20 protein-coding genes and 1 pseudogene are annotated in these 19,286 nt (G+C 68.9%); 5 read left to right on the top strand and 16 right to left on the bottom strand.

Features of this window, described 5'->3' with window-relative positions:
* Positions 1–37: 37 nt before the first annotated feature.
* Complete coding sequence (locus ACZ5EF_RS07405) at positions 38–445, top strand: helix-turn-helix domain-containing protein (RefSeq protein ID WP_346063016.1); 408 nt, start codon at positions 38–40, stop codon at positions 443–445.
* A gap of 10 nt (positions 446–455) precedes the next feature.
* On the opposite strand, the gene ACZ5EF_RS07400 is transcribed toward ACZ5EF_RS07405, so the two are convergent.
* The 11 genes and pseudogenes from ACZ5EF_RS07400 to ACZ5EF_RS07350 all read right to left on the bottom strand — a co-directional run bounded on the left by ACZ5EF_RS07400 (position 456) and on the right by ACZ5EF_RS07350 (position 7,910).
* Complete coding sequence (locus tag ACZ5EF_RS07400) at positions 456–1,289, bottom strand: AraC family transcriptional regulator (RefSeq protein WP_346063017.1); 834 nt, start codon at positions 1,287–1,289, stop codon at positions 456–458.
* Between the two features lie 73 nt (positions 1,290–1,362).
* Positions 1,363–2,505, bottom strand: a complete 1,143-nt coding sequence (locus tag ACZ5EF_RS07395) for a DUF1176 domain-containing protein (protein WP_464123173.1) — start codon at positions 2,503–2,505, stop codon at positions 1,363–1,365.
* Between the two features lie 64 nt (positions 2,506–2,569).
* On the bottom strand, positions 2,570–3,100 hold the full coding sequence (locus tag ACZ5EF_RS07390) for a hypothetical protein (RefSeq protein ID WP_346063019.1): 531 nt from the start codon (positions 3,098–3,100) through the stop codon (positions 2,570–2,572).
* Between the two features lie 617 nt (positions 3,101–3,717).
* On the bottom strand, positions 3,718–4,140 hold the full coding sequence (locus tag ACZ5EF_RS07385; protein ID WP_346063020.1) for a DUF1801 domain-containing protein: 423 nt from the start codon (positions 4,138–4,140) through the stop codon (positions 3,718–3,720).
* A gap of 62 nt (positions 4,141–4,202) precedes the next feature.
* On the bottom strand, positions 4,203–4,613 hold the full coding sequence (locus tag ACZ5EF_RS07380; protein WP_346063021.1) for a VOC family protein: 411 nt from the start codon (positions 4,611–4,613) through the stop codon (positions 4,203–4,205).
* A 13-nt stretch (positions 4,614–4,626) separates the two neighbouring features.
* Positions 4,627–4,725: pseudogene (locus tag ACZ5EF_RS07375) on the bottom strand (AAC(3)-I family aminoglycoside 3-N-acetyltransferase); the annotation flags it as partial.
* Positions 4,726–4,966: 241 nt separating this feature from the next.
* On the bottom strand, positions 4,967–5,452 hold the full coding sequence (locus ACZ5EF_RS07370) for a VOC family protein (RefSeq protein WP_346063022.1): 486 nt from the start codon (positions 5,450–5,452) through the stop codon (positions 4,967–4,969).
* 113 nt (positions 5,453–5,565) lie between these two features.
* Positions 5,566–5,916 (bottom strand): VOC family protein, encoded by a 351-nt coding sequence (locus ACZ5EF_RS07365; RefSeq protein ID WP_346063023.1) that lies wholly within the window; start codon positions 5,914–5,916, stop codon positions 5,566–5,568.
* A gap of 117 nt (positions 5,917–6,033) precedes the next feature.
* Positions 6,034–6,387 (bottom strand): DUF1428 domain-containing protein, encoded by a 354-nt coding sequence (locus tag ACZ5EF_RS07360; RefSeq protein ID WP_346063024.1) that lies wholly within the window; start codon positions 6,385–6,387, stop codon positions 6,034–6,036.
* The gene (locus ACZ5EF_RS07355; protein ID WP_346063025.1) at positions 6,387–6,761 is read right to left on the bottom strand and encodes a YciI family protein; all 375 of its coding nucleotides are present in this window, start codon (positions 6,759–6,761) and stop codon (positions 6,387–6,389) included. The genes ACZ5EF_RS07360 and ACZ5EF_RS07355 overlap by 1 nt, the downstream gene beginning before the upstream one ends.
* Before the next feature lie 114 nt (positions 6,762–6,875).
* Positions 6,876–7,910 carry a GlxA family transcriptional regulator gene (locus ACZ5EF_RS07350; RefSeq protein WP_346063026.1) on the bottom strand — a complete coding sequence of 345 codons (1,035 nt, stop codon included), beginning with the start codon at positions 7,908–7,910 and terminating at the stop codon, positions 6,876–6,878.
* A 111-nt stretch (positions 7,911–8,021) separates the two neighbouring features.
* On the opposite strand from ACZ5EF_RS07350, the gene ACZ5EF_RS07345 reads away from it, so the two are divergent.
* The 4 genes from ACZ5EF_RS07345 (at position 8,022) to ACZ5EF_RS07330 (ending at position 13,318) form a co-directional block, all read left to right on the top strand.
* Positions 8,022–9,107, top strand: a complete 1,086-nt coding sequence (locus ACZ5EF_RS07345) for a class I SAM-dependent methyltransferase (protein WP_346063027.1) — start codon at positions 8,022–8,024, stop codon at positions 9,105–9,107.
* A gap of 75 nt (positions 9,108–9,182) precedes the next feature.
* Positions 9,183–10,934, top strand: a complete 1,752-nt coding sequence (locus ACZ5EF_RS07340) for a chloride channel protein (RefSeq protein WP_346063183.1) — start codon at positions 9,183–9,185, stop codon at positions 10,932–10,934.
* Complete coding sequence (locus ACZ5EF_RS07335; RefSeq protein ID WP_346063028.1) at positions 10,924–12,069, top strand: extracellular solute-binding protein; 1,146 nt, start codon at positions 10,924–10,926, stop codon at positions 12,067–12,069. The genes ACZ5EF_RS07340 and ACZ5EF_RS07335 overlap by 11 nt, the downstream gene beginning before the upstream one ends.
* A gap of 73 nt (positions 12,070–12,142) precedes the next feature.
* A complete protein-coding gene (locus ACZ5EF_RS07330; RefSeq protein WP_346063029.1) occupies positions 12,143–13,318 on the top strand; it encodes a ChaN family lipoprotein in 1,176 nt (391 codons plus the stop codon).
* A gap of 42 nt (positions 13,319–13,360) precedes the next feature.
* Here ACZ5EF_RS07330 and ACZ5EF_RS07325 read toward each other — a convergent pair whose 3' ends face one another.
* The 5 genes from ACZ5EF_RS07325 to ACZ5EF_RS07305 form a co-directional block, all read right to left on the bottom strand.
* Positions 13,361–14,554 (bottom strand): methyltransferase, encoded by a 1,194-nt coding sequence (locus ACZ5EF_RS07325; protein ID WP_346063030.1) that lies wholly within the window; start codon positions 14,552–14,554, stop codon positions 13,361–13,363.
* A 297-nt stretch (positions 14,555–14,851) separates the two neighbouring features.
* Positions 14,852–15,826 carry an ABC transporter ATP-binding protein gene (locus ACZ5EF_RS07320; RefSeq protein WP_346063031.1) on the bottom strand — a complete coding sequence of 325 codons (975 nt, stop codon included), beginning with the start codon at positions 15,824–15,826 and terminating at the stop codon, positions 14,852–14,854.
* On the bottom strand, positions 15,823–16,791 hold the full coding sequence (locus tag ACZ5EF_RS07315) for an ABC transporter ATP-binding protein (protein WP_346063032.1): 969 nt from the start codon (positions 16,789–16,791) through the stop codon (positions 15,823–15,825). Before ACZ5EF_RS07315 ends, ACZ5EF_RS07320 begins: the two co-directional genes overlap by 4 nt.
* Positions 16,791–18,134, bottom strand: coding sequence for an ABC transporter permease (locus ACZ5EF_RS07310; RefSeq protein ID WP_346063033.1), 1,344 nt, complete (start codon positions 18,132–18,134; stop codon positions 16,791–16,793). The genes ACZ5EF_RS07315 and ACZ5EF_RS07310 overlap by 1 nt, the downstream gene beginning before the upstream one ends.
* On the bottom strand, positions 18,131–19,231 hold the full coding sequence (locus ACZ5EF_RS07305; protein WP_346063034.1) for an ABC transporter permease: 1,101 nt from the start codon (positions 19,229–19,231) through the stop codon (positions 18,131–18,133). Before ACZ5EF_RS07305 ends, ACZ5EF_RS07310 begins: the two co-directional genes overlap by 4 nt.
* Positions 19,232–19,286: the final 55 nt, after the last annotated feature.

The following is a 19,286-nucleotide window of genomic DNA, read 5'->3' as shown; positions in this document are numbered from 1 at the left end:
CGTCACTCTACGAATTCAAGAGCACTTGAGGTCAAGCATGAAGACGCTGGATATCGCCGAGGTCGCCCAACGTTCCGGTTTGCCGGCGTCGACCCTGCGTTTCTACGAGGAAAAGGGGCTGATCCGCTCGACGGGGCGCCATGGCCTGCGGCGGCTGTTCGCGGAGAGTGTCCTGGAGCGACTGTCCCTGATCGCCCTCGGTCAGGGGGCGGGCTTCACCCTGGAGGAGATGGCCGAGATGTTCGGTGCCGATGGCCGGCCGCCTATCGACCGGGCCCGACTCCTCGAGCAGGCCGACGACCTGGATAAGCGCATTCGGCACCTGGTTAGGATGCGCGACGGCCTGCGCCATGTCGCGGCCTGCACGGCGCCGAGCCACCTGGAGTGCCCGACCTTCCGGCGCCTGCTGCGGCATGCCGCCCGGCCGCCCCGGCGACGCCCATAAGCGCCACCGACTAGGACTCGAGTCGCGAGCGGCGGTACTGATCGGGGGTGGCGGCCACCAGACGCTTGAAGGTGCGCTGGAAGTGCGGCTGATCGCTGAAGCCGGCGCTCAGCGCCGCCTCGGCGATGGGTGTGCCGCGCTTGAGCTCCCGCTGCCCCAGTTGGACGCGGCGATTGATCAGGTAGGCGTGGGGCGTCAGTCCGAAGTGCTGCTTGAAGGCGCGGATCAGGTGCCCGGGGCTGTAGCCGGAACGCGCGCACAGGGTATCCAGGGAGACCTCCTCGGCGGCGTGGGCGTCCAGGTAGGCGGCCAGCTCACGCAGGGTGGCCGGCGGCAGCGGTCGCGGCTGGGCCGGCTGCCCCGCCAGGTGGTGCATCAGCGCCGTGAGGTAGTCGACCACCTCGCTCTGCTTGTCCAGCAGGTCGCGACTCGGGTCGAGCAGGGCATCGGTCATGCGCAGGTAACCGTCGTACCACTCGGGGGCGGTGATCACCGCGGTGGGAATATCCTGCCATCGCGGCGCCTCGAGCAGCCCCGCCCCATGGCGCAGCGCGGTCAGCCAGTCGGTATCCACATAGAGCATGCGATAGGCCCAGGGCCGGTCGTCGATGGGGTTGCAGGCGTGGACCCACTCCGGGTTCATCAGCACCAACTGACCGGCCTGGATATGATGGCGCGCCTCCCGGTAATGGAAGGTACTCTCCCCGGCGGTCACGGCACCCAGCGACCAGTGCCGATGGCTATGGGGCGCGTAGCAGACCTTGCGGCCGTCCTCGACCCGGCGCAGCTCCAGGTGCGGCAGGCGTGCATCGCGCCAGAAGCGGGGTCGGCTGGGTTCCGTCATGGTCTCTTCCTTCTCTGGACGACTCGAGTGGAGTGTACACTGCGGCGGCGACTCGCGAAGGGTGCGTGGAGGGTCATCGCGGCCGTCCATCCGCCGCCCGGCGGATCTCCGTGACCCACGTCGGCAACGTCCAGGCGCCCCCCGCGGTGACCAACCGGCACATGCCCGTCAAGAATGACACGGTATGGATAAACTGCTCGCCATCCCAGGTCCAGTCGTTCCGGGACCAGCAGTCCCCGATGCCTCGCCTCTTGTGGGCGGCGATGATGGTGCCGTCTTCGTAGAAGGAACCCGACTCGGTAACCAGGACGGGTTCATAGGGCGGCGCGTCATTGATGACCCAGTAGCCCTCGCCCATGTTGTAGGCGGCCTGCCAGCATAAGGTCGAGACCAACCATCGGCTGTCCGACAGTCGGCTGGCCGTCAGTTCCCGTCCGCCGTCTTCAGGCGCCGCCAGGCCGAAGCACTCATCCTCATGCTCCAGGGTGGCCCGCAGCACTTCCCGCACCTCCTGCAGTGTCGCACTCGTTAGCGGACGGTCAGCTGCCCCGCCTTCCGCCACGGGAGCCGCGATGACAATGGGAGCCGGCAAGGGCGGCAGGACATCCTCTTCACGGCGCGAGCCTTGGCGTACCATGGCCCCCGGGGTGCCGACACGCCCCTGAAAGTCATCCATCTTCAGCATTACGGCCGCGGCCCCGGAGTCGGAGAGGCGCCAGCGGGAGTCACCCGCCACCCATTCGATAACGCTGTCACGCCTCAGGGCGGGCAGTAACGCCGCCATTTCCCTCTCGGACAGCTCCGCGCTCAGGGTCCCCAGGGCGAGCTCGACCCGTCCCACGAGTTCACCATCGATGCGCAGCGACAGTCGGCCCTCCGACGCCAAAATATCCGCTGCATCGCCATCCAGTTTCCCGATCCTCAGCTCCCCGGTCACCGGCTCATGGGGGCCTGCCTTGCGGGTCAGCAGCACCGACACGGCCGGGCGGTCCCCGTCGCGCTGGTAGCCCGCCGCCCGGCAGGTCCGGGTGTTGTCACAGGCGAGCTCCCAGTCATGGTGGGAGAAATAGAGCCCGCTAGCCTCCCCCGCCTGCACACCAAGAGGCAGGCCGACTACTGCCATGGCGACCAGCATCCGTGAAAGTCGCATAATCCCCTCGTATCCGAAATGGAATGACCTGACCTTGCTCAATGGGATGAGAGTCTCATCCCTCATTTTCATCCTGTTCTAAAGATAAATTCTGGATCATTAGCTCTATCACGAGGGGGCTTGGTCAGAATCATGTAATCAAGCCACCCATATCCACCATGAAATCATAAAATGATGGGCTGGTCCTTTCCTGGTCAGGTTTTCCAGGCTCTTTCCAAATAACAACATCACCATTATATCCAACAATCACAGCAGCGTGCCCTTCTCCGGAGCTTCCTTTCGGCCTAACACCACAAGCGACAGGGTGATTTTGATCAATCTCAGCCTTGATGCGACCGAAGAGTTCGGCAGCCCTATCTTTTAGGTCAGACTCTACCCCTTCGCTCGGACACTGTATTCGCTCACGAAAGCACTGAACCATCCGTAAGCCATCCTCTACCGCCCCAGGGAAATTTAATGACTTTCCTTTTCTCTCGGAATGAGACACTCCCTCATTCCCCGGATCATTGAAGATTTTGAGAAATCTTCTAGCGTATTTTGGCGCCCGAACGAAATTCTCCATGAGCTTAGGCTGAGTCCAGATTGATACCGGCGTATAGAAATTTGCTATCGCTGACGTAACAGCGAGCCAACACCAGTGTGTTTTTTCTTGCCTCAGCATTCTGAATCCTATCGTTGGCATCTCACACTCCTGGTCCTTGCAAGAAAAAATCGACAGATCCAAATTTCTCATATCGGCACTACATCTACACCTCTCCGAAGGCACCTCCGAAGAATCTCAGCCCAAACTTAAAATCCCGTCCTGCGATGTAGGTCGTTATCTGAGCGTCCGGGATGCCCCACTTCACCATCTTGTCTCGTAAGGTGCTAGTACCGATCCAATCTCGTGATGCAATGAGCCCAAAGCAGTTAGCTGGCTGTGTTATGTTAGCCCGAAAATCATCCCTCCACGGCTTGTAATACCCTCCCATGAGATGCCTCCAACAGAAGTTGGTCCAGCGACGTTGCAGAGGATCCCATTCGACGGCCGTGAGAACCACACAATCACTGATTCCGTCAGTCCATATACCTGGATATAAGAATGTACGGGCATCGCCCACCTCACGCACGCCCATGAACCGGTACAACAAGCCCGCTCGGCCTTGCTGAAGAACAATCGGACCTTGGGTCGGAGGCAACGGCAACGCCAGACCTCCTCGCGATGGCGGAGCGCCTACGTTATTAACGGTATATGTGCCTGGCATGGAAGATGCCTCCCTGCGCCCTTGCGCATACAGCTTACCTTGTTGGCGTTTTTCCAGACGTGTTGAGAGCGACCGCAGCACGGATCAGCGCCTTGAACGCCCCCGCATCGATTCCTTCCCCTTCATTGATATCAATCGCGCGCCGCTGCTTGCCTTCGAGGCTGGAATTGAAGAGCCTGCCGGGGTCAGGCAGCGCAGCACCTTTGGCAAACGTCAGCTTCACTTTCGACTTGTAGGATTCGCCGGTGCAGATGATCCCAGCGTGCGACCAGACAGGAACGCCCGTCGGGTTACTGGGTTTGGACCATTTGCATTCTTCACTGACGTCCGGATCTGCCTCCTTTATAAGATCACGTATCCGGCCCAATATCTCACCGTGCCAGCCGCCGAGGTCGGCGATTATCCTGTCGACCCGCTCCGCCGCCGATTGGCTGTCTGTCGAATCGGTATTCCTCATGTTCTCTTTCTTCCTGTCCGCTCGGACCCCGCCCATTGTATCCGCGGTCATCGACGACTCGCCTATTCCGACTGAGCTTCGTCACGCGGGAGAGGCTGCAGCATGCTGGCGCGGTTGCCCTCGGTATCGGTGAAGGCGACATAGTGCCCCACGCCGGGGATCTCCATCGGCTCGCCGAGTACCTGGCCGCCCGCTGCTTCGACCTTCTGCATCGAGGCCTGGATATCGTCCACCGCGATCACCACAGAGGGATGCTGTCCCGGCCAGTCGGGATGCTGCGGAAAGAAGCCACCGTTGATCGCACCGGGACTCGTCGGCCGCCCGCTCTCGTCGCTGTCGGTGGTCGTGGCCAGGACGTAATTGCCCATCTCTTCGCCCAACATCTGCGTCTGCCAGCCGAATACCGCACCGTAGAAGGTCGCCATCCGCTCGCGATCGTCGTACGGCATCTCGAAATGCACGACGGGGTTCATGGTTGCTTCCTCCCTATTTGATCGGGTCCTGGGGGATCGGAATATCGAAGTGTAGTACGTCCTCGCGGATGCCGAGCTTGGTGTAGAGGGCGATGGCCGGATCGTCGCCATGGGCCAGCGCGAGTCCTGCGCTACGTCGAGCCTGGCGCCCGAGGCCTGGGGATAGGACACCGCCTGGTGGCCGAATGCCCGAGGTTCGCCCGCCAAGCGGGTACCGCGGGGTCGTGCTGTGGACCAATAGCGTGCTGGTCGTCACACGCAGGACCTACCAAAGGGCGGGATTCCAACTGGTCGAGGAGGCCCCTCACCATAGCTTCGGCAAGGAGCCGGTCGGCCAGGTCTGACACCACGACTTATGACCCTCCGCCGCCATCGGCGGCGCGCTCCAGGGCGGCGATATCCAGGCGGGTCATGGTCAGCATCGCTTGCATGGCGCGAGCGGCCCGTGCCGGGTCGGGGTCGCCGAGCAGTTCGGGCAAGCGCCGCGGCACCACCTGCCAGGAGAGCCCCCAGCGATCCTTGAGCCAGCCGCACGGCCCTTCGCTGCCGCCCTCGGCGAGGGCGAACCAATAGTGGTCGACCTCGTCCTGATCGGCGCAGTCGATCTGGAAGGAGACTGCCTCGGTAAAGGGGAACTGGGGGCCGCCGTTGAGGCCCACGAAGCGGGTGCCGGCGAGGCTGAACTCCACGCTCAGCACCTGGCCGGCGGGGCCCGCGGGAGTCTCCGCCGGCGAGCGCATGACTCGCTCGATCCGTGCGTCGGGAAACAGCGAGACGTAGCAGCGGGCCGCCGCCTCGGCCTCGCCGTCGAACCACAGGCAGGGGGTGATCTTGCTCATGGTGCCTTGCCTCCGCGTCGTCGTACTCTCGATCAATGACGGGGCCCTGGCTTTCGCCACGGGAGCCGCGATGACGCGCGACACCCCGCCCCGCCAGGCCGGGGTCGCCCCGCTCACTCGTGCTGCAAGAGATTGATCAGCCGACCGAAGGGGTCGCGCACATAGAATCGGCGCACGCCCCAGGGTTCGCTCGCCGGCCCGTACTCGATGGGCAGGTTCGCCGCCTTGACTCTGGCCAGGGCGGCGTCCAGGTCATCGACTTCGATTGACAGGTCGGGAACGGGGGTGCCCGACCCGCCCTCGCTGCCGAAGCTGACCTGGACGGTCATCTTTTCGTCCGTGCCGTAGGTCTGGAACCAGCCGTGGTCCATGAGCAGTTCGAGGCCGAGGATGTCCCGATAAAAGGCCGCCGCCCGATGGATATCCGGGGTCTCGGTATTGGCTACGATGCGCCTGACCCGCATAAGTCACCTCGCCAATGGGTCATCCCCGAACAGTCATAGGACATCGCCGCCTCGAACGCCACCGAGCCACAGGAAGAGGGTGGCCTTGCTCAGGCGGCTTGCCGCCGGGCGTTGCCCTTATTCGTCGAAGAGCACCTCGAAGCCCCCATAGACCAGCCGCTGGCCGTCGAAGGGCATGGGATTGACGTCGGGCTGCATTCGCGGGTCCTCCATGGCCTGGGCCATGGCCCGGTCGCGCACCTCTTTCGAGGGCCAGGTGATCCAGCCGAAGACCACGCTCTCGTCCGCCTCGCACTTCACCGCCAAGGGGAAGGAGGTGACCTTGCCCTCCGGCACGTCGTCGCCCCAGCACTCCACCACCTTGAGGGCGCCGAGTTCCTTGAACACCGCCGCGGCGATGCGGGCGTGCTCGATATATTTCGCCTTGTTGGCGGTGGGCACCGCGGCCACGAAGCCATCCAGATAGCTCATCAGTCGTCTCCTTGATTATCCAGAGGAGGAAGCTGCCGCACCGGGCGCACCTCGATGGTGCCGAAACGGGCCGGGGGAATGCGGCGGGCCAGCCGCAGGGCCTCGTCCAGGTCGCGGGCCTCCAGCAGGTAGAAGCCGGCCAGTTGCTCCTTGGTCTCGGCGAAGGGACCGTCGGAGATCAGCGTCTCGCCGTCGCGAACCCGTACGCTGGTGGCGGTCTCCACCGACTGCAGCGCCTGGCCGCCCAGGAAGTGCCCCTCCTGGGTCAGGCGCGCCACGCCGGCCACGCACTCCTGGTTGAGGTCGTGCCATTGGAACTCGGTCATGGCGTCGATCAGGCTCTGCTGATAGTAGACCAGGGCGGCATATTGCATGGATCTCGTACCTCCGTGTGACAAGTTCTCCCCGCCGTTCTGCGACGGGACATTTGTGGATCGCACGACGATCCGACAAATCGACACCGGCGTCGGATTTTTTCGCCGACCGGCTTATTCCAGGCGCAGCCGGAGGGCACGGAAGCGGCGCCGATACTGGCTGGGCGTCAGCCCCACCCGGCGGCCGAACAGGCGGCGGAAGAAGCTCGGGTCAGCGTAGCCCACCTGCTCGGCCACCGCGTCGATGGGGTCGTCACCGCTCTCGAGGAGCTGCTTGGCCTCCTCCAGGCGCAGGGTGTGCACATAATCCATGGGGGTCATGCCGGTGGCGGCCTTGAAGCGGCGCTTGAAAGAGCGTTCGGTGAGGCCGCTGATCTCCACCATGCCGGCCACCGGCGAGTGAGTGTCGTAGTGCCGGGCCACCCACACCTGGCAGCGGGTAATGCCGGCATCCTCCACCTGGCGCGAGCAGGTCAGGGCCGCATAGGGCTGTTGCCCCTGGTGGTGCCAGTCGATCAGGTTGATCCGCGCCAGGCGCATGGCCTCGTCGACGCTCACCAGCCGGGCCACCAGGAACAGGGCCAGATCGATCCAGGAGGTGCCGCCGCCGGCCATGATCAAGCGCTGCCCCTCGCCACTTACCACCAGGCTGCGATGGGCGTGCACCCGCACCCGCGGGAAACGCCGCGCCAGGGCATCGCAGTAGGCCCAGTGGGTGGTGGCGTCCTGCTCCTCGAGCAGGCCCGCCTCGGCGAACAGCAGCGCCCCGGTGCAGGCGGCGGCGAGCAGCGCTCCCCGAGCCTGGCAGGCCCGCAGCCAGGCGATCTCCGCCGCATAGCCGTCCAGCCTGGCATCCGGCGCGACGAACAGATCGGGAATGCACACCACCGTGGGCGGCGGACAGTCCTCCAGGGTGACATCCGGTTCGATCCAGGCACCATTGGGGGCTCGGAAGCCACAGCCATCGCGTGACACGATCAGCGGCCTCAGCAACGGCTCGCCCATCCGGCCATTGGTCAGGAACTCCCAGTCGCGACCCGCCGAGCCCAACAGGTCGTACATGCCATACAGCGTCGAGGCGGTCGCATCCGGCCCGGCCAATAGCGCGATGGTGGCCGCCCCACGGGAAGGTTCGGCGAGCCGAGTCATGGCAGAAAACCCCCGTTTGCGTCGCGATACGCCTGCGTGCCGGCCTTGCCCCGGACGTATCTTGGTCCCGTGCCCCATTGCCATCCCACCACGACAAGAGGAGCAACGATCATGTGCGATATCGCCATCACGACCCCCGAACAGGCCGCGACCAGCGACTTCGAGTCACGCCTGGTGCAGGCGCTGAACCATGGCGGCCTGCTGCTGCTGACCTCCATCGGCCACCGCACCGGCCTGCTCGAGGCGCTGGCCGGCCAGCCACCGCTCACCAGCCAGGCCCTGGCCGAGCGCAGCGGCCTGCAGGAGCGCTATGTGCGCGAATGGCTGGGCGGCATGGTGGCCGCCGAGGTCATCGAGACCGACCCCGACACCGCCACCTACTGGCTGCCCGACGAGCGCGCCGCCCTGCTCACCAACCGGGGCGAGGTGAACCTGGCCGTCTATGCCCAGTTTATGCCCTTGCTAGGCAGCGTAGAGGACGAGGTGGTGCGCTGCTTCCACGAGGGCGGCGGCGTGCCCTACTCCCGCTATCCGCGCTTCCAGGAGGTAATGGCCAGCGACAGCGGCCAGACGGTGCTGCCGGCGCTGTTCGAGCATATCCTGCCGCTGGCCCCGGGGCTGATCGAGCGCCTCGAGACCGGCATCCGGGTGCTGGACTGCGCCTGCGGCCGCGGCCGGGCCCTGCTGGCCATGGCCGAGCGCTTCCCGGCCAGCCGCTTCGTCGGCTACGACCTCTCAGAGGAGGCCATCGCCTGGGGACGTGAGCAGGCCGAACGGGCCGGGCTCACCAACCTGCGCTTCGAGGCCCGCGACCTCAGCGACTTCGACGTCACCGCCGAGCCCGAGGCCTTCGAGCTGGTCACCACCTTCGACGGCATCCACGACCAGGCCCAGCCGCGCCGACTGCTGGCGGGCATCCACCGCACCCTCACCGCGGATGGCCTCTACCTGGTGCAGGATATCCACGCCTCCAGCCATCATCACCTGGACCGGGAGCACCCACTCGGCGCCATGCTCTACGCGGTGTCGCTGAGCCACTGCATGACGGTGTCGCTGGCCCAGGGCGGCGAGGGGCTGGGTACCATGTGGGGCCGCGAACGGGCCCTGGCCTACCTGGAGGAAGCCGGCTTCCACGACATCGAGGTCCATCAGCTGGAGCACGATATCCAGAACGACTACTTCGTCTGCCGGCCCTGAACGGGCGGCGGTCCCTGGCCCAGGGGCCGCCCGAGGTGCCTTGCCCAGCGGGCCAATGGCGCCTACACCTTGAGCATGGACTCGCCCAGTGCAGACGGCTTATCGACCCGGCGACCGCTCGCGGTGCTGCGCTTCCTCGGCCTGGTGCTGCTGGGGGGGCTGATCGGCGGCGTGGCGGCCCTGGCCGCCGCCGGCTTCGTCAATGCGGTGCTGTGGCTCAACGACCTGCTGCTGATCTCGCCCCGGGGCCGGATGATGACCGCCGACGCCACCCTGGTGGTGCTGGCCACCCTGCTGGTGCCGACCCTGGGCGGGCTGGTCGTCGGCCAGCTGCATCGCGGCCTGCCCGGCGGCCGCCCCCATACCCCCGCCGATGCCATCGCCGCCGTCCAGACCCGCCGCGGCCGCCTGCCGGCCAGGGCCGGCGGCCTCTCGGCGCTAAGCGCCCTGGTGTCGCTGGGCGCCGGCGCCTCGGTGGGTCAGTACGGCCCCCTGGTGCATCTGGGGGCCACCCTGGGCTCCCAGGCGGCGCGGCTGCTGCGTCTGGGACGCTCGGAGGACAATATCACCATCGCCTGCGGGGTGGCGGCGGCCATCGCCGCGGCCTTCAATGCGCCCCTGGCGGGCATCGTCTTCGCCCATGAGGTGGTGCTGCGCCACTATGCCCTGCGCGCCTTCGCCCCGGTGGCCGCCGCGGCCATCGTCGGCCATGTGCTGGCCACGCAATTGCTGGCCCAGGGGGCGCTCTTCCATATCGCCGACCCCGCCGTGCCCCGCCCCTGGGAATTCGTTCTCTTCCTGGTCCTGGGCGGCCTGGGCGCCCTGGTGGCCGGGGCCTATATGCATGCCATCCTGGGCATGGGGCGGCTGGCCCAGCGCCTGCCGCTGCCCGTCAGCCTGCGCCCGGCCCTGGCTGGGGCCCTGCTCGGCCTGACCGCCCTCTGGGTGCCGGATATCCTCGGCATGGGACAGGAGACCCTGCGCTTCGCCACCCTGGCCGGCGCCTATGGCGGCGGCGAGCTGCTGCTGGTGCTGGGGCTCAAGCTGGCCGCCACCGCCCTGTGCCTGGGGCTGGGCTTCGCCGGCGGCGTCTTCAGCCCGGCGCTGGTCATCGGCACCCTCTTCGGCGCCCTGGCCGGCACCCTGGTGGCGGAACTGGGCGGCGCCCAGGAGACCTTTATCTTCTATGCGGTGTGCGGCATGGTGGCGGTCACCGCGCCGGTGATCGGCGCGCCCCTCACCACCCTGCTGATCGTCTTCGAGCTCACCGGCAGCTATGCCCTGACCACCGCCGCCCTGGCCAGCGTCACCCTGGCCAGCCCCCTGGCCGCCCAGCTGTTCGGCCGCTCGCTGTTCGATATCCAGCTGGCCCGCCGCGGCCTGGACCTCTCCGCGGGCCGCGGCCGCGCCGTGCTCCAGGAGGCGCGGCTGGCCGAGCTGATCAGCCGCGACGCCGTGACCCTGGCCCCGGAAACGCCGCTGGATCACGCCATCTCGCGGCTGAGCCGGGCGGGCCATGGCGAGGCCTATCTGGTGGATGACCAGGGGCGCTACCAGGGTTGCGTGACCCTGGCGGACCTGGAGGCCCACCGCGAGGGCGGCGAGGCCCCAACCCTGGCCGGCTGCCCCGAGGCGCCGCGCCCGGTGCTGGGCCCCCAGGCCTCGCTCTGGGAGGCGATGCATCAGTTGCAGCAGGTCACCGGCGAGGCCATCGCCGTGGTGGATGACGAGAAACGCTTCCTGGGGGTGGCCTATGAGGCGAGCATCGCCCGGGCCTTCCTGCATCACAGCGACGCCCTGCGACGGGAGGAACACGGTGCCGGCTAGACGATGGATCCCAGGACTGCTGGCCGGGCTGCTGGCCCTGGCAACACCGGCCTGGGCACAAGCGCCCGAGGCGCCCGAGGCGCCCGAGGCGCCCGAGGCGCCCGAGGCTTCCGAGGCTTCCGAGCCCCTGACGGTACTCAGTTGGGGCGGTGCCTACGAGCGCGCCCAGCGCCGCGCCCTCTTCGCGCCCTTTACCGAGGCGACCGGCGTGGCGGTGGAAGCGGCCCGCTATAACGGTGGCCTGACGGCCCTGCGCCGGGCCGTGGCGGAGAACGCCGTCCCCTGGGACGTGCTCGATATGACCCGCAGCGAGGCCATGGCGGCCTGCGCGGAGGGGCTGCTGGAGCCGCTGCCCCCGGACCTGGCCGCCCCGGCGCCGGACGGCACCCCGGCGGCCCAGGACTTCCTGCCCGGCGCCCTGGGGCGCTGCTCTATCAGCCATTCGATCTTCGCCACCGTGGTGGCCTACCGCCGCGACGCCTTCCCCGGGCGGCGCCCCACCCGCATCGCCGACCTCTTCGACCAGGCGCGCTTCCCCGGCCCCCGGGCCCTGCAGCGTACCCCGGCAGCCAACCTGGAGTGGGCACTGCTCGCCTACCAGGTGCCCCGGGAGGAGCTCTATCGCCTGCTCAGTACCCGCCGCGGCCTGGACCTCGCCTTCGCCCGGCTGCGAGGCCTCGAGGAGATCCACTGGTGGGAGGCCGGCGAGACCCCGGTGCGCCTGCTGGAGGAGGGCCGGGTGGTGATGGCCTCCGGCTACAACGGGCGCTTCTTCGCCGCCATGGTGGAACGCGACCTGCCCATCGAGATCCTCTGGGACGGCCAGCTCCAGGAGCACGAGACCTGGGCGATCCCCCGCGGCGCCCCGAACCCCGAGGCGGCCCGGGCCTTTATCCGCTTCGCCACCAGCAGCGAGCGCCAGGCCGAGCTGGCCCGGCATATCCCCTATGGCCCGGCGCGACGCTCCGCCGCCATGCAGGTCACCACCCACCGCGACAGCGGCCTGGACATGCGCCTGCATATCCCCACCCACCCCCTCAATGCCCAGGGCGCGGTGACCAAGGACGAGACCTGGTATGCCCGCACCCGGGAGCGCATCGAGGCGCTGTTTCGCGAGGCCCTGCTCGAGGAGTAAGCGTGGCGCCGGCTTTGCCTGCCCGGCGCCAGGGGATAACGTAAGGCCATCGCTGCCGTCACGGATGCACGCCATGTCGCTGTCTCGCCGCCTCATTCCCGCCCTGGTCGCCCCCGGCCTGCTCGCCCTGAGCCTGTGCCTCGCCCTCGCCCCGCTCGCCACCGCCAATGGCAACGCCTGCCCCGACGCCGCCCCGGGACAGTGGCAGGCGACGGATGGTACGCCACTGGGCACGCCGGCCCTGCTGAGCGAGCTGGCCGCGCAGCGCGTGGTGCTGCTGGGCGAGCAGCACGATCGCCTGGCTCACCACCGCTGGCAGCTGCATACCCTGGCGGGGCTACATGCCCACCAGCCCGACCTGGTGATCGGCCTGGAGATGCTGCCCCGGGAGGCGCAGCCGGCCCTGGACGCCTGGATCGCCGGCGAACTGGACGAGGCGGCCTTCCTGGAGGCCAGCGACTGGCACCGCCACTGGGGCTTCGACCCCGGGCTCTACCTGCCCATCCTGCACTTCGCGCGCATGCACCGGATCCCCCTGCTGGCCCTGAACGTCACCCCGGCGCTGCGCCAGCGCCTGGCCGGCGAGGGCTGGGACGCCGTGCCCAGCGCCGAGCGCCATGCCATCACCCCGCCGGCGGCCCCCCCCGCGGCCTACCGCGAGGCACTGACCGAGGTGTTCCGTGCCCATTCCACCGGCGCCGATAGCGAGGCCAGCCTGGAGAGTTTTATCGCCGCCCAACTGGTCTGGGACCGCGCCATGGCCACGGCCCTGGCCGAGGCCAGCGGCCCGGGGCGCCTGGTGGTGGGGCTGATGGGTCAGGGCCACCTGCGTCATGGTCACGGGGTGCCCCATCAGCTCTACGACCTGGGCATCGCCGCCCAGCGCCGCCTGCTGCCCTGGTCGGCGGCGGACTGCGAGGCGCCGCCCCGGGACCTGGCCGATGCGCTCTTCCTGCTCGGTGACGAGGCCCCCTTCGAGCCCACGGCCCCGCCGCGCCTGGGGCTCTGGGTGGACGGCGCCGACGACGGCGTGCGGGTGCAGGGCATCGGCCGCGACTCTGTGGCCGAGGGCCTGGGGCTGGAGGTGGGCGATATCATCCTGCGCGCCGCCGGCCAGGCACTGCGCCGGCCCAGCGACCTCACCGCCCTGGTCAGTCGCCAGCCGCCGGGCAGCCTGATGCCCCTGGAGATCCGCCGCGACGGCAGCGTCTGGGAGCTGCTGGCCCGTTTCCCCAGCGCATCGGAGTAACGGCGGATGCGCTACCTCGGGCCGAGCCATGAGAAACCAAGATCACTGCGCCTGAATCAATAGATTCCGCGGGGTGAGCGAGCGCTCGCAGAAGGTCCCCAGGCGCACCGACAGGCCCGCCTCCTCCAGGCACAGCAGGCGGTCCAGCACCAGCCATAGCTCCAGGGGGCGGCGGAAGAGGTGACGCACCAGCTCCAGGCGTTCGACCCGGGCCTGGCGCTCGGCGCCCGCCGCCTCGAAGCGCGCCCAATCCAGATGAGCTGGCAGGCGTAGCCCCTTCTCGGCGGCGGCCCAGCGGCAGAAGCCGGCGAAGTCGTCAGGCAAGCGCCCATAGGCGAGGCTGGGCACCGGCAGGTAGGCATCTTCGCCGCGCAGCTCCCGCTGCAGCTCGTCGAAGCCCAGCCGCCAGGCATTGGCCCGGGCACGGCTCAGGCGCACCTGGCGCGGCGCGGTCACCGTCTCCTGCACCGCCAGGGCCAGCTGCTCCCGGGGCAGCGCCAGCCCGTGCTCGGCCATGTCCCGCTCGCCCTGGCGGGAGAGCGGCCGATAGCTGGCCTCGGCGGTGCGCTGGTAGCAACAGGGGGCCAGGGTCAGCGGCAGGCGCCCCTCGGCGGCCCGCCGAACCAGCCGGCCATGCAGGTCGCCGCAGGCGTGCAGGGCCACCAGTTGGCGGCCCGGGGTCAGCCAGTCGGCGGCGCCCTCGGCCATCACATCCTGCTCGTGAAGGCTGACCGCCGCCCCCTGGGCCTCGGCCAGGGCCTGGCCCGCCCGGCACAGCGGCGCCTGCCACTCCAGGCCGATCACCCGGGCGTTATCGCGCCGCGCCAGGGCCCGCCCCAGGTGGCCCTTGCCGGCGCACCACTCCAGATAGTCCGGCGCCGGGGCCAGGCGGGCGGCGAAGGCGCCGATCTGCGCCCACTTGCGCCCGCCCACATGGGTGGCCCAGGCCTCCGGCAGCGGCCGCGCCCCCTCCGCCTCGGGCAGGGGCGCCACCTCGCAGAGCGCGGCGAGCTCCGCCACCGGCAGCCAGTCGGCCAACTTTGAGGCGGCGAAAGGGTCCGCCTCGAGGCGCTCCCGCTCGGCCTCGTCCAGCCCCAGCAACCAGGCCTCGAGGGCGGGAAAGGCCGACCCCCAGGGCGCCCGGCGATAACGAAACGGCTCCGGCGCCCAGAGCGGCTGCCACTGGGCCAGCAGTTCCGTGAGGCGCGAAAAGCGTTGTGCGTAGAGAGAGGGCATGGCGTGGCTCGCGGGAAACGGGCCGCCGATGATACCCGAGGCGGGCCCGCCGAGGCAGGGGCGACATAGAATCTCCCACGGGGAGTGAGATGGCTATTCCACAAGAACTTGGATGACCACTGGGGTTGTGGGAGTTTGGCTTTGCCGAACGATTGGGCGACGCAGTCGCCCCTGGTGACAGTCAGGATCACCCTGCGGGCGAATCGCGCGGAATCCGCGCTCCCACAGAAACCATGGTGGCGGCTTGAGGGGCAGCATGGGATCTCCCACTCCCCCAGTGGCAGCCCGCCCCGGCGGTCACTCCCGGTGCAGCCAGCAGGCGCTGAGGTGGTGCTTGCCGACGTCGAAGTCCGGGGGATCGTCCCGGTCGCAGAGGCCGGCCATGGCGTGGGGGCAGCGGGGGTGGAAACGACAGCCCCGGGGCGGGTCGAGCAGGCTGGGCGGCTCGCCGGCGGGCAGCTCCCGCTGGCGGTGGGCATTGGCGGCGTCCGGGTCGGCGATGGCCCCCAGCAGGGCCTGGGTATAGGGGTGGCGGGGGGCATCGAGCAGGTCGTCCACCGGCGCCGACTCCACCAGGCGGCCGGCGTACATCACGAAGATCCGCTCGGCGTAGTGGCGCACCGTGGAGAGGTCATGGGTGATAAAGGCCAGGGTCAGGCGGCGCTGGCCCTGGATGCGCCGCAACAGCTCGAGGATCTCCACCCGCACCGAGGCATCGAGCATGGAGACCGGCTCGTCGGCGACCAGCAACCGCGGCCCGAGGATCAGCGCCCGGGCGATCACCAGGCGCTGCTGCTGGCCGCCGCTGAGCATATGCGGGAACTTGCCGAGCAGCTCCTCCACCGGGGTCAGGTGCACCTCCTCCAGGGCCGCGCGGATGCGCGCCTCCCGCTCGGCGCGCGCCACCCCATGGATAATCAGCGGCTCGGCGAGGATACGCCGCACGTCGAGGAAGGGCGCGGTGGCGCCGAAGGGGTCCTGCTGCACATAGCCGGCGCTGGCCCGATAGGCCTTGAGTTCTCGACGGCGCAGGCCGCTGAGCGCGCGCCCGGCGAAGCGCACCTCGCCCTGGGTCGGACGATGCAGCCCCAGCAGGGTGCGCGCCAAAGTGCTCTTGCCGCAGCCGCTCTCGCCGACGATGGCCACCGACTCCCCCTCCGCCAGCGTCAGGGCTACCCGGTCTACCGCCTGCACCGCCCCCAGGCGCAGGAAGCCCCATTGCCGCACCTCAAAATGTACCGACAGATCGTCCACCTGAACCAGGGCACTCATCGGGAGGCCTCCTTATATAACCAGCAACGTACCTCCTGGCGCGGCGCCGGGGCGAAGCTGGGCGGCAGCCGGTCGCAGTCGGCGAAGCGGTGCGGGCAGCGCGCGGCGAAGCGGCAGCCCGCGGGCGGGTCGAGCAGGCTGGGGGGCTCGCCGGGAATCGCCCGGGGCCGCTCGCGCTGGCGAAGCTTGGGGACGCTGGCCATCAGCGCCTGGGCATAGGGGTGCCCCGGGGCGGAGAAGAAGGTCTCGGCGTCGGCCACCTCCACCAGTTGGCCGGCGTACATCAGCGCCACCCGGTCGGCCAGCTCGCTGGAGGTGGCCACGTCATGGGTGATCAGGATAAAGCCGGTGCCGAGCTCCGCCTTGACCCGCTTGAGGGCGTTCATGATCCCCGCCTGGGTCAGCACGTCCAGGGCCGAGGTGGGCTCATCGAGGATCACCAGGGCGGGTTCGGCCACCAGCGCCATGGCCAGCACCGCCCGTTGACGCATGCCGCCGGAGAGCTCGAAGGGGTAGCGGCGCAGGAAGTCGCCGGGCAGCCCCACCAGCTCGAAGACCTCGGCGGCCCGGGCCAGGGCCCGGCGACGCTCCCAGCCCAGGTGCACCCGCAACGGCTCGGCGACCTGCTCGCCCACCTTGACCACCGGGTTGAGGGCGTTCATGGAGGCCTGCATCACCAGCGCCAGCCCCTGCCACTGCACCTCGCGGCGGAAGGTCTCGTCGTCCAGCAGGTGCAGCTCGCGCCCGGCCAGGCGCACCCGCCCGCCCAAGCCGCCGGCATTGCGCGGCAGTAGCCGCATCAGCGCCCGGGCCAATGAGCTCTTGCCGCAGCCCGACTCGCCCAGCACCACCAGGGCCTCGCCACGGCCGACCGCGAAGCCGACGTCGTCCACGGCGCGCATCACCCCGCCGCGGGTATGGTAGTCGAGGGTCAGTCCCTCCACCTCGAGCAGCGCCTCGGGCATCACAGGCTCCTTAGCCGGGGATTGAAGACCCGGTCGAGGGCGAAACCGAGCATGGCGAAGCCGAGCCCAGAGAGCATCAGCAGCGCCGCCGGGGCCAGCACCCAGTAGTAGTAGCCGTTGTAGAGGGCGCTCTGGGCCTGGGCGTCGTTGAGCACCTTGCCCCAGGTGGGCATCACCGGGTCGCCCAGCCCCAGCACCGCCAGCGACGCCTCGAGGAAGACGAAGGTGGGGATCAGGGTGACGAAGGTGGGAATCAGCACCGGCAGGATGCGCGGCAGCATATAGCGCATCACGATGCGCAAATGGCTGGCGCCATAGGCCCGGGCCGCCTCGATATAGGGGGCCTCGCGGATCGGCAGCAGCATGGCCCGGTAGGTCTTGATGCCGGCGCTGAAGATGCCCAGCGCCACCACCACCCCCAGCATCAGCCAGATGCTGGTGGAGTAGAGGGTGCCCACCATCACCAGGATCGGCAGCAGCGGCAGGATCATATTGACCTCGGTGAGGCGCTGGATCAGGGCGTCCACCCAGCCCCGGTACCAGACGCCGACCGCGGCGATCACCAGGGTGCTGAGGGTGGTGCCCACCGCCGCCACCAGGCCGAAGGCCAGGGCGATCGGCGTGCCCCAGCGCAGCGCCAGGCCGAGGTCGCGGCGCTGGTGATCGGTACCGGCCAGGCCATGCACCCGACCATAGAGCAGCAGCTCGCTCGCAAGCTCGGCGTCGGGGTCGAAGAACACCGCCTCCAGGGTCAGGGTATGGCGCCCCGACAGCACCGCCTCGCCGTCCGCCGCGGCCAGCAAGCCGAGGTGCGCCGGCCGCCCCAGGCGCTGCTCCAGGACGCGATCCTGGGAGAGCGCCACCCGGGTCTCGCCGACCAGGCGCCGGCTGCCGAGGTTGATCTCGCGCCCGTCCGGGGTCCGCCAGGTGAGGCGCAGGAAGGCCGCCCGCTCGCTATCCCGGGGCTTGAGGAAGAGCGCCAGCTCGCTGGGGAAGTCGTCGTAGGCGTAGTCGAGGGCGATGCGCTGGGTCAGGCGTCGCCCGCCGGGGAAGGCCTCGCTGTCGATCTCCGTCGCGATCAGGCTCTGGCTGCGTGGCGCCCGGCCGGGGCTTAGCCAGTCGCTCCACAGCGGCCGCGCGTTGATCGGCAGCCGCGCCTCGCCGCTGCGCCAGCTGGCCACCGCCTGGTCGTAGGGCACGGTGGCCAGGGTGTGCAGGGCCAGGGCGACCAGCAGCAGGATCAGCGCCACCCCGGCCAGGGCCGAGGGGTAGCGGCGCAGTTCCGCCCAGGTCTGGCGGTGTGCTGACCCCACCCCCATGCCCAACCCCATGCCCCAGCTCATGCGCCGCCCCTCCCCTCGCCGAGGAGCCGCACCCGGGGATCGAGCAGCGCATAGAGCAGGTCCAGCAGCAGCACGGTCAGCGCCAGCAGGTAGGCGAAGATCACCACCCCGCCGATGATCACCGGGGTGTCGCGGAAGCCGATGGCCTGGAACAGCAGCGAGCCCAGCCCCGGCCAGTTGAAGACCTGCTCGAGGATGATGGCGCCGCTCCACAGGCCGATCAGCATCAGCAGGAAGTTGGTGATGATCGGCGACAGGGTCGGGCGCAGGATATAGCGGCGCTCGATCAGCCGCGACGGCAGTCCCTTGGCCCGGGCCATCTCCACATAGTCCTCGCTGGCATGGATCAGGAAGAAGGTGCGCCAGGCGTAGATGGAGACGAAGATCGACGACAGCACCATGGCCGCCACCGGCAGCAGCATATGCCGCGCCAGGCTGACCGCGTAGGCCAGCCCCTGCGGCGGCGGCGCCGCCACCATGCCCCCCGGCGGCAGCAGCGGCACCAGGAAGGCGAAGGCGAGGATCAGGAAGATGCCGTAGAACCAGCCCGGCGCCGCCGAGCTGGGGGCCAGGGCGATCACCAGGCGATCGACGCGGCCGCCGTAGCGCCGCGACAGCCAGAGGGCGCTGCCCACCGCGGCGAAGAACACCAGCAGGTTGGCGGTGCCGAACAGCAGCAGGGTCGCCGGCAGGCGCTCGACGATGATATCGCTGACCCGCCGCGAGCCGGCGTCGCTGTGCATCTGCTCGGCGCGGCCCAGGTCGAGGCGCATGGCCCGCTGCAGGTAGTCGACGCTGCGCAGCACGAAGGGCTCGTCGAGGCGCAACCGCTCCACCTCCAGCGCCACCCGGCGTTCCACCAGGGCGTTGCGCTCGGCGCTGGCCATCTCCTGGAAGGCGGGGTCGGCGCGCACCTGCTCGAAGGCCTCGCTGCGGATCTGCACCCGGCGCAGCTCGTCCACCTGACCGCCCATATTGGCCACCACGATGGTCAGGTAGACGCCGATCAGCACCGTGACCAGCAGCGCCAGCAGGCGCTTGACCAGGTAGAGGGCCAGGTACCTCAGGTCCCGGCCCCAGGCGCGACGCGGCATCATGGGCTGACCTCCTCCGCCAAGTAGCGGGCCGAGTAGCGCGGGTCCCTTTCCCGAG

The organism is Bisbaumannia salifodinae, assembly GCF_055388505.1.
Note: the sequence above shows the minus strand (reverse complement) of the source record. Positions and strands in the feature narration are given on the sequence as shown.

Excerpts from the sequence above, each read along its gene's own strand:
- ACZ5EF_RS07405 (WP_346063016.1), top strand. The coding sequence starts at position 38 with ATGAAGACGCTGGATATCGCCGAGGTCGCCCAACGTTCCGGTTTGCCG.
- ACZ5EF_RS07400 (WP_346063017.1), bottom strand. The coding sequence starts at position 1,289 with ATGACGGAACCCAGCCGACCCCGCTTCTGGCGCGATGCACGCCTGCCG.
- ACZ5EF_RS07395 (WP_464123173.1), bottom strand. The coding sequence starts at position 2,505 with ATGAGGGATGAGACTCTCATCCCATTGAGCAAGGTCAGGTCATTCCAT.
- ACZ5EF_RS07390 (WP_346063019.1), bottom strand. The coding sequence starts at position 3,100 with ATGCTGAGGCAAGAAAAAACACACTGGTGTTGGCTCGCTGTTACGTCA.
- ACZ5EF_RS07385 (WP_346063020.1), bottom strand. The coding sequence starts at position 4,140 with ATGAGGAATACCGATTCGACAGACAGCCAATCGGCGGCGGAGCGGGTC.
- ACZ5EF_RS07380 (WP_346063021.1), bottom strand. The coding sequence starts at position 4,613 with ATGAACCCCGTCGTGCATTTCGAGATGCCGTACGACGATCGCGAGCGG.
- ACZ5EF_RS07370 (WP_346063022.1), bottom strand. The coding sequence starts at position 5,452 with ATGAGCAAGATCACCCCCTGCCTGTGGTTCGACGGCGAGGCCGAGGCG.
- ACZ5EF_RS07365 (WP_346063023.1), bottom strand. The coding sequence starts at position 5,916 with ATGCGGGTCAGGCGCATCGTAGCCAATACCGAGACCCCGGATATCCAT.
- ACZ5EF_RS07360 (WP_346063024.1), bottom strand. The coding sequence starts at position 6,387 with ATGAGCTATCTGGATGGCTTCGTGGCCGCGGTGCCCACCGCCAACAAG.
- ACZ5EF_RS07355 (WP_346063025.1), bottom strand. The coding sequence starts at position 6,761 with ATGCAATATGCCGCCCTGGTCTACTATCAGCAGAGCCTGATCGACGCC.
- ACZ5EF_RS07350 (WP_346063026.1), bottom strand. The coding sequence starts at position 7,910 with ATGACTCGGCTCGCCGAACCTTCCCGTGGGGCGGCCACCATCGCGCTA.
- ACZ5EF_RS07345 (WP_346063027.1), top strand. The coding sequence starts at position 8,022 with ATGTGCGATATCGCCATCACGACCCCCGAACAGGCCGCGACCAGCGAC.
- ACZ5EF_RS07340 (WP_346063183.1), top strand. The coding sequence starts at position 9,183 with ATGGACTCGCCCAGTGCAGACGGCTTATCGACCCGGCGACCGCTCGCG.
- ACZ5EF_RS07330 (WP_346063029.1), top strand. The coding sequence starts at position 12,143 with ATGTCGCTGTCTCGCCGCCTCATTCCCGCCCTGGTCGCCCCCGGCCTG.
- ACZ5EF_RS07325 (WP_346063030.1), bottom strand. The coding sequence starts at position 14,554 with ATGCCCTCTCTCTACGCACAACGCTTTTCGCGCCTCACGGAACTGCTG.
- ACZ5EF_RS07320 (WP_346063031.1), bottom strand. The coding sequence starts at position 15,826 with ATGAGTGCCCTGGTTCAGGTGGACGATCTGTCGGTACATTTTGAGGTG.
- ACZ5EF_RS07315 (WP_346063032.1), bottom strand. The coding sequence starts at position 16,791 with ATGCCCGAGGCGCTGCTCGAGGTGGAGGGACTGACCCTCGACTACCAT.
- ACZ5EF_RS07310 (WP_346063033.1), bottom strand. The coding sequence starts at position 18,134 with ATGAGCTGGGGCATGGGGTTGGGCATGGGGGTGGGGTCAGCACACCGC.
- ACZ5EF_RS07305 (WP_346063034.1), bottom strand. The coding sequence starts at position 19,231 with ATGATGCCGCGTCGCGCCTGGGGCCGGGACCTGAGGTACCTGGCCCTC.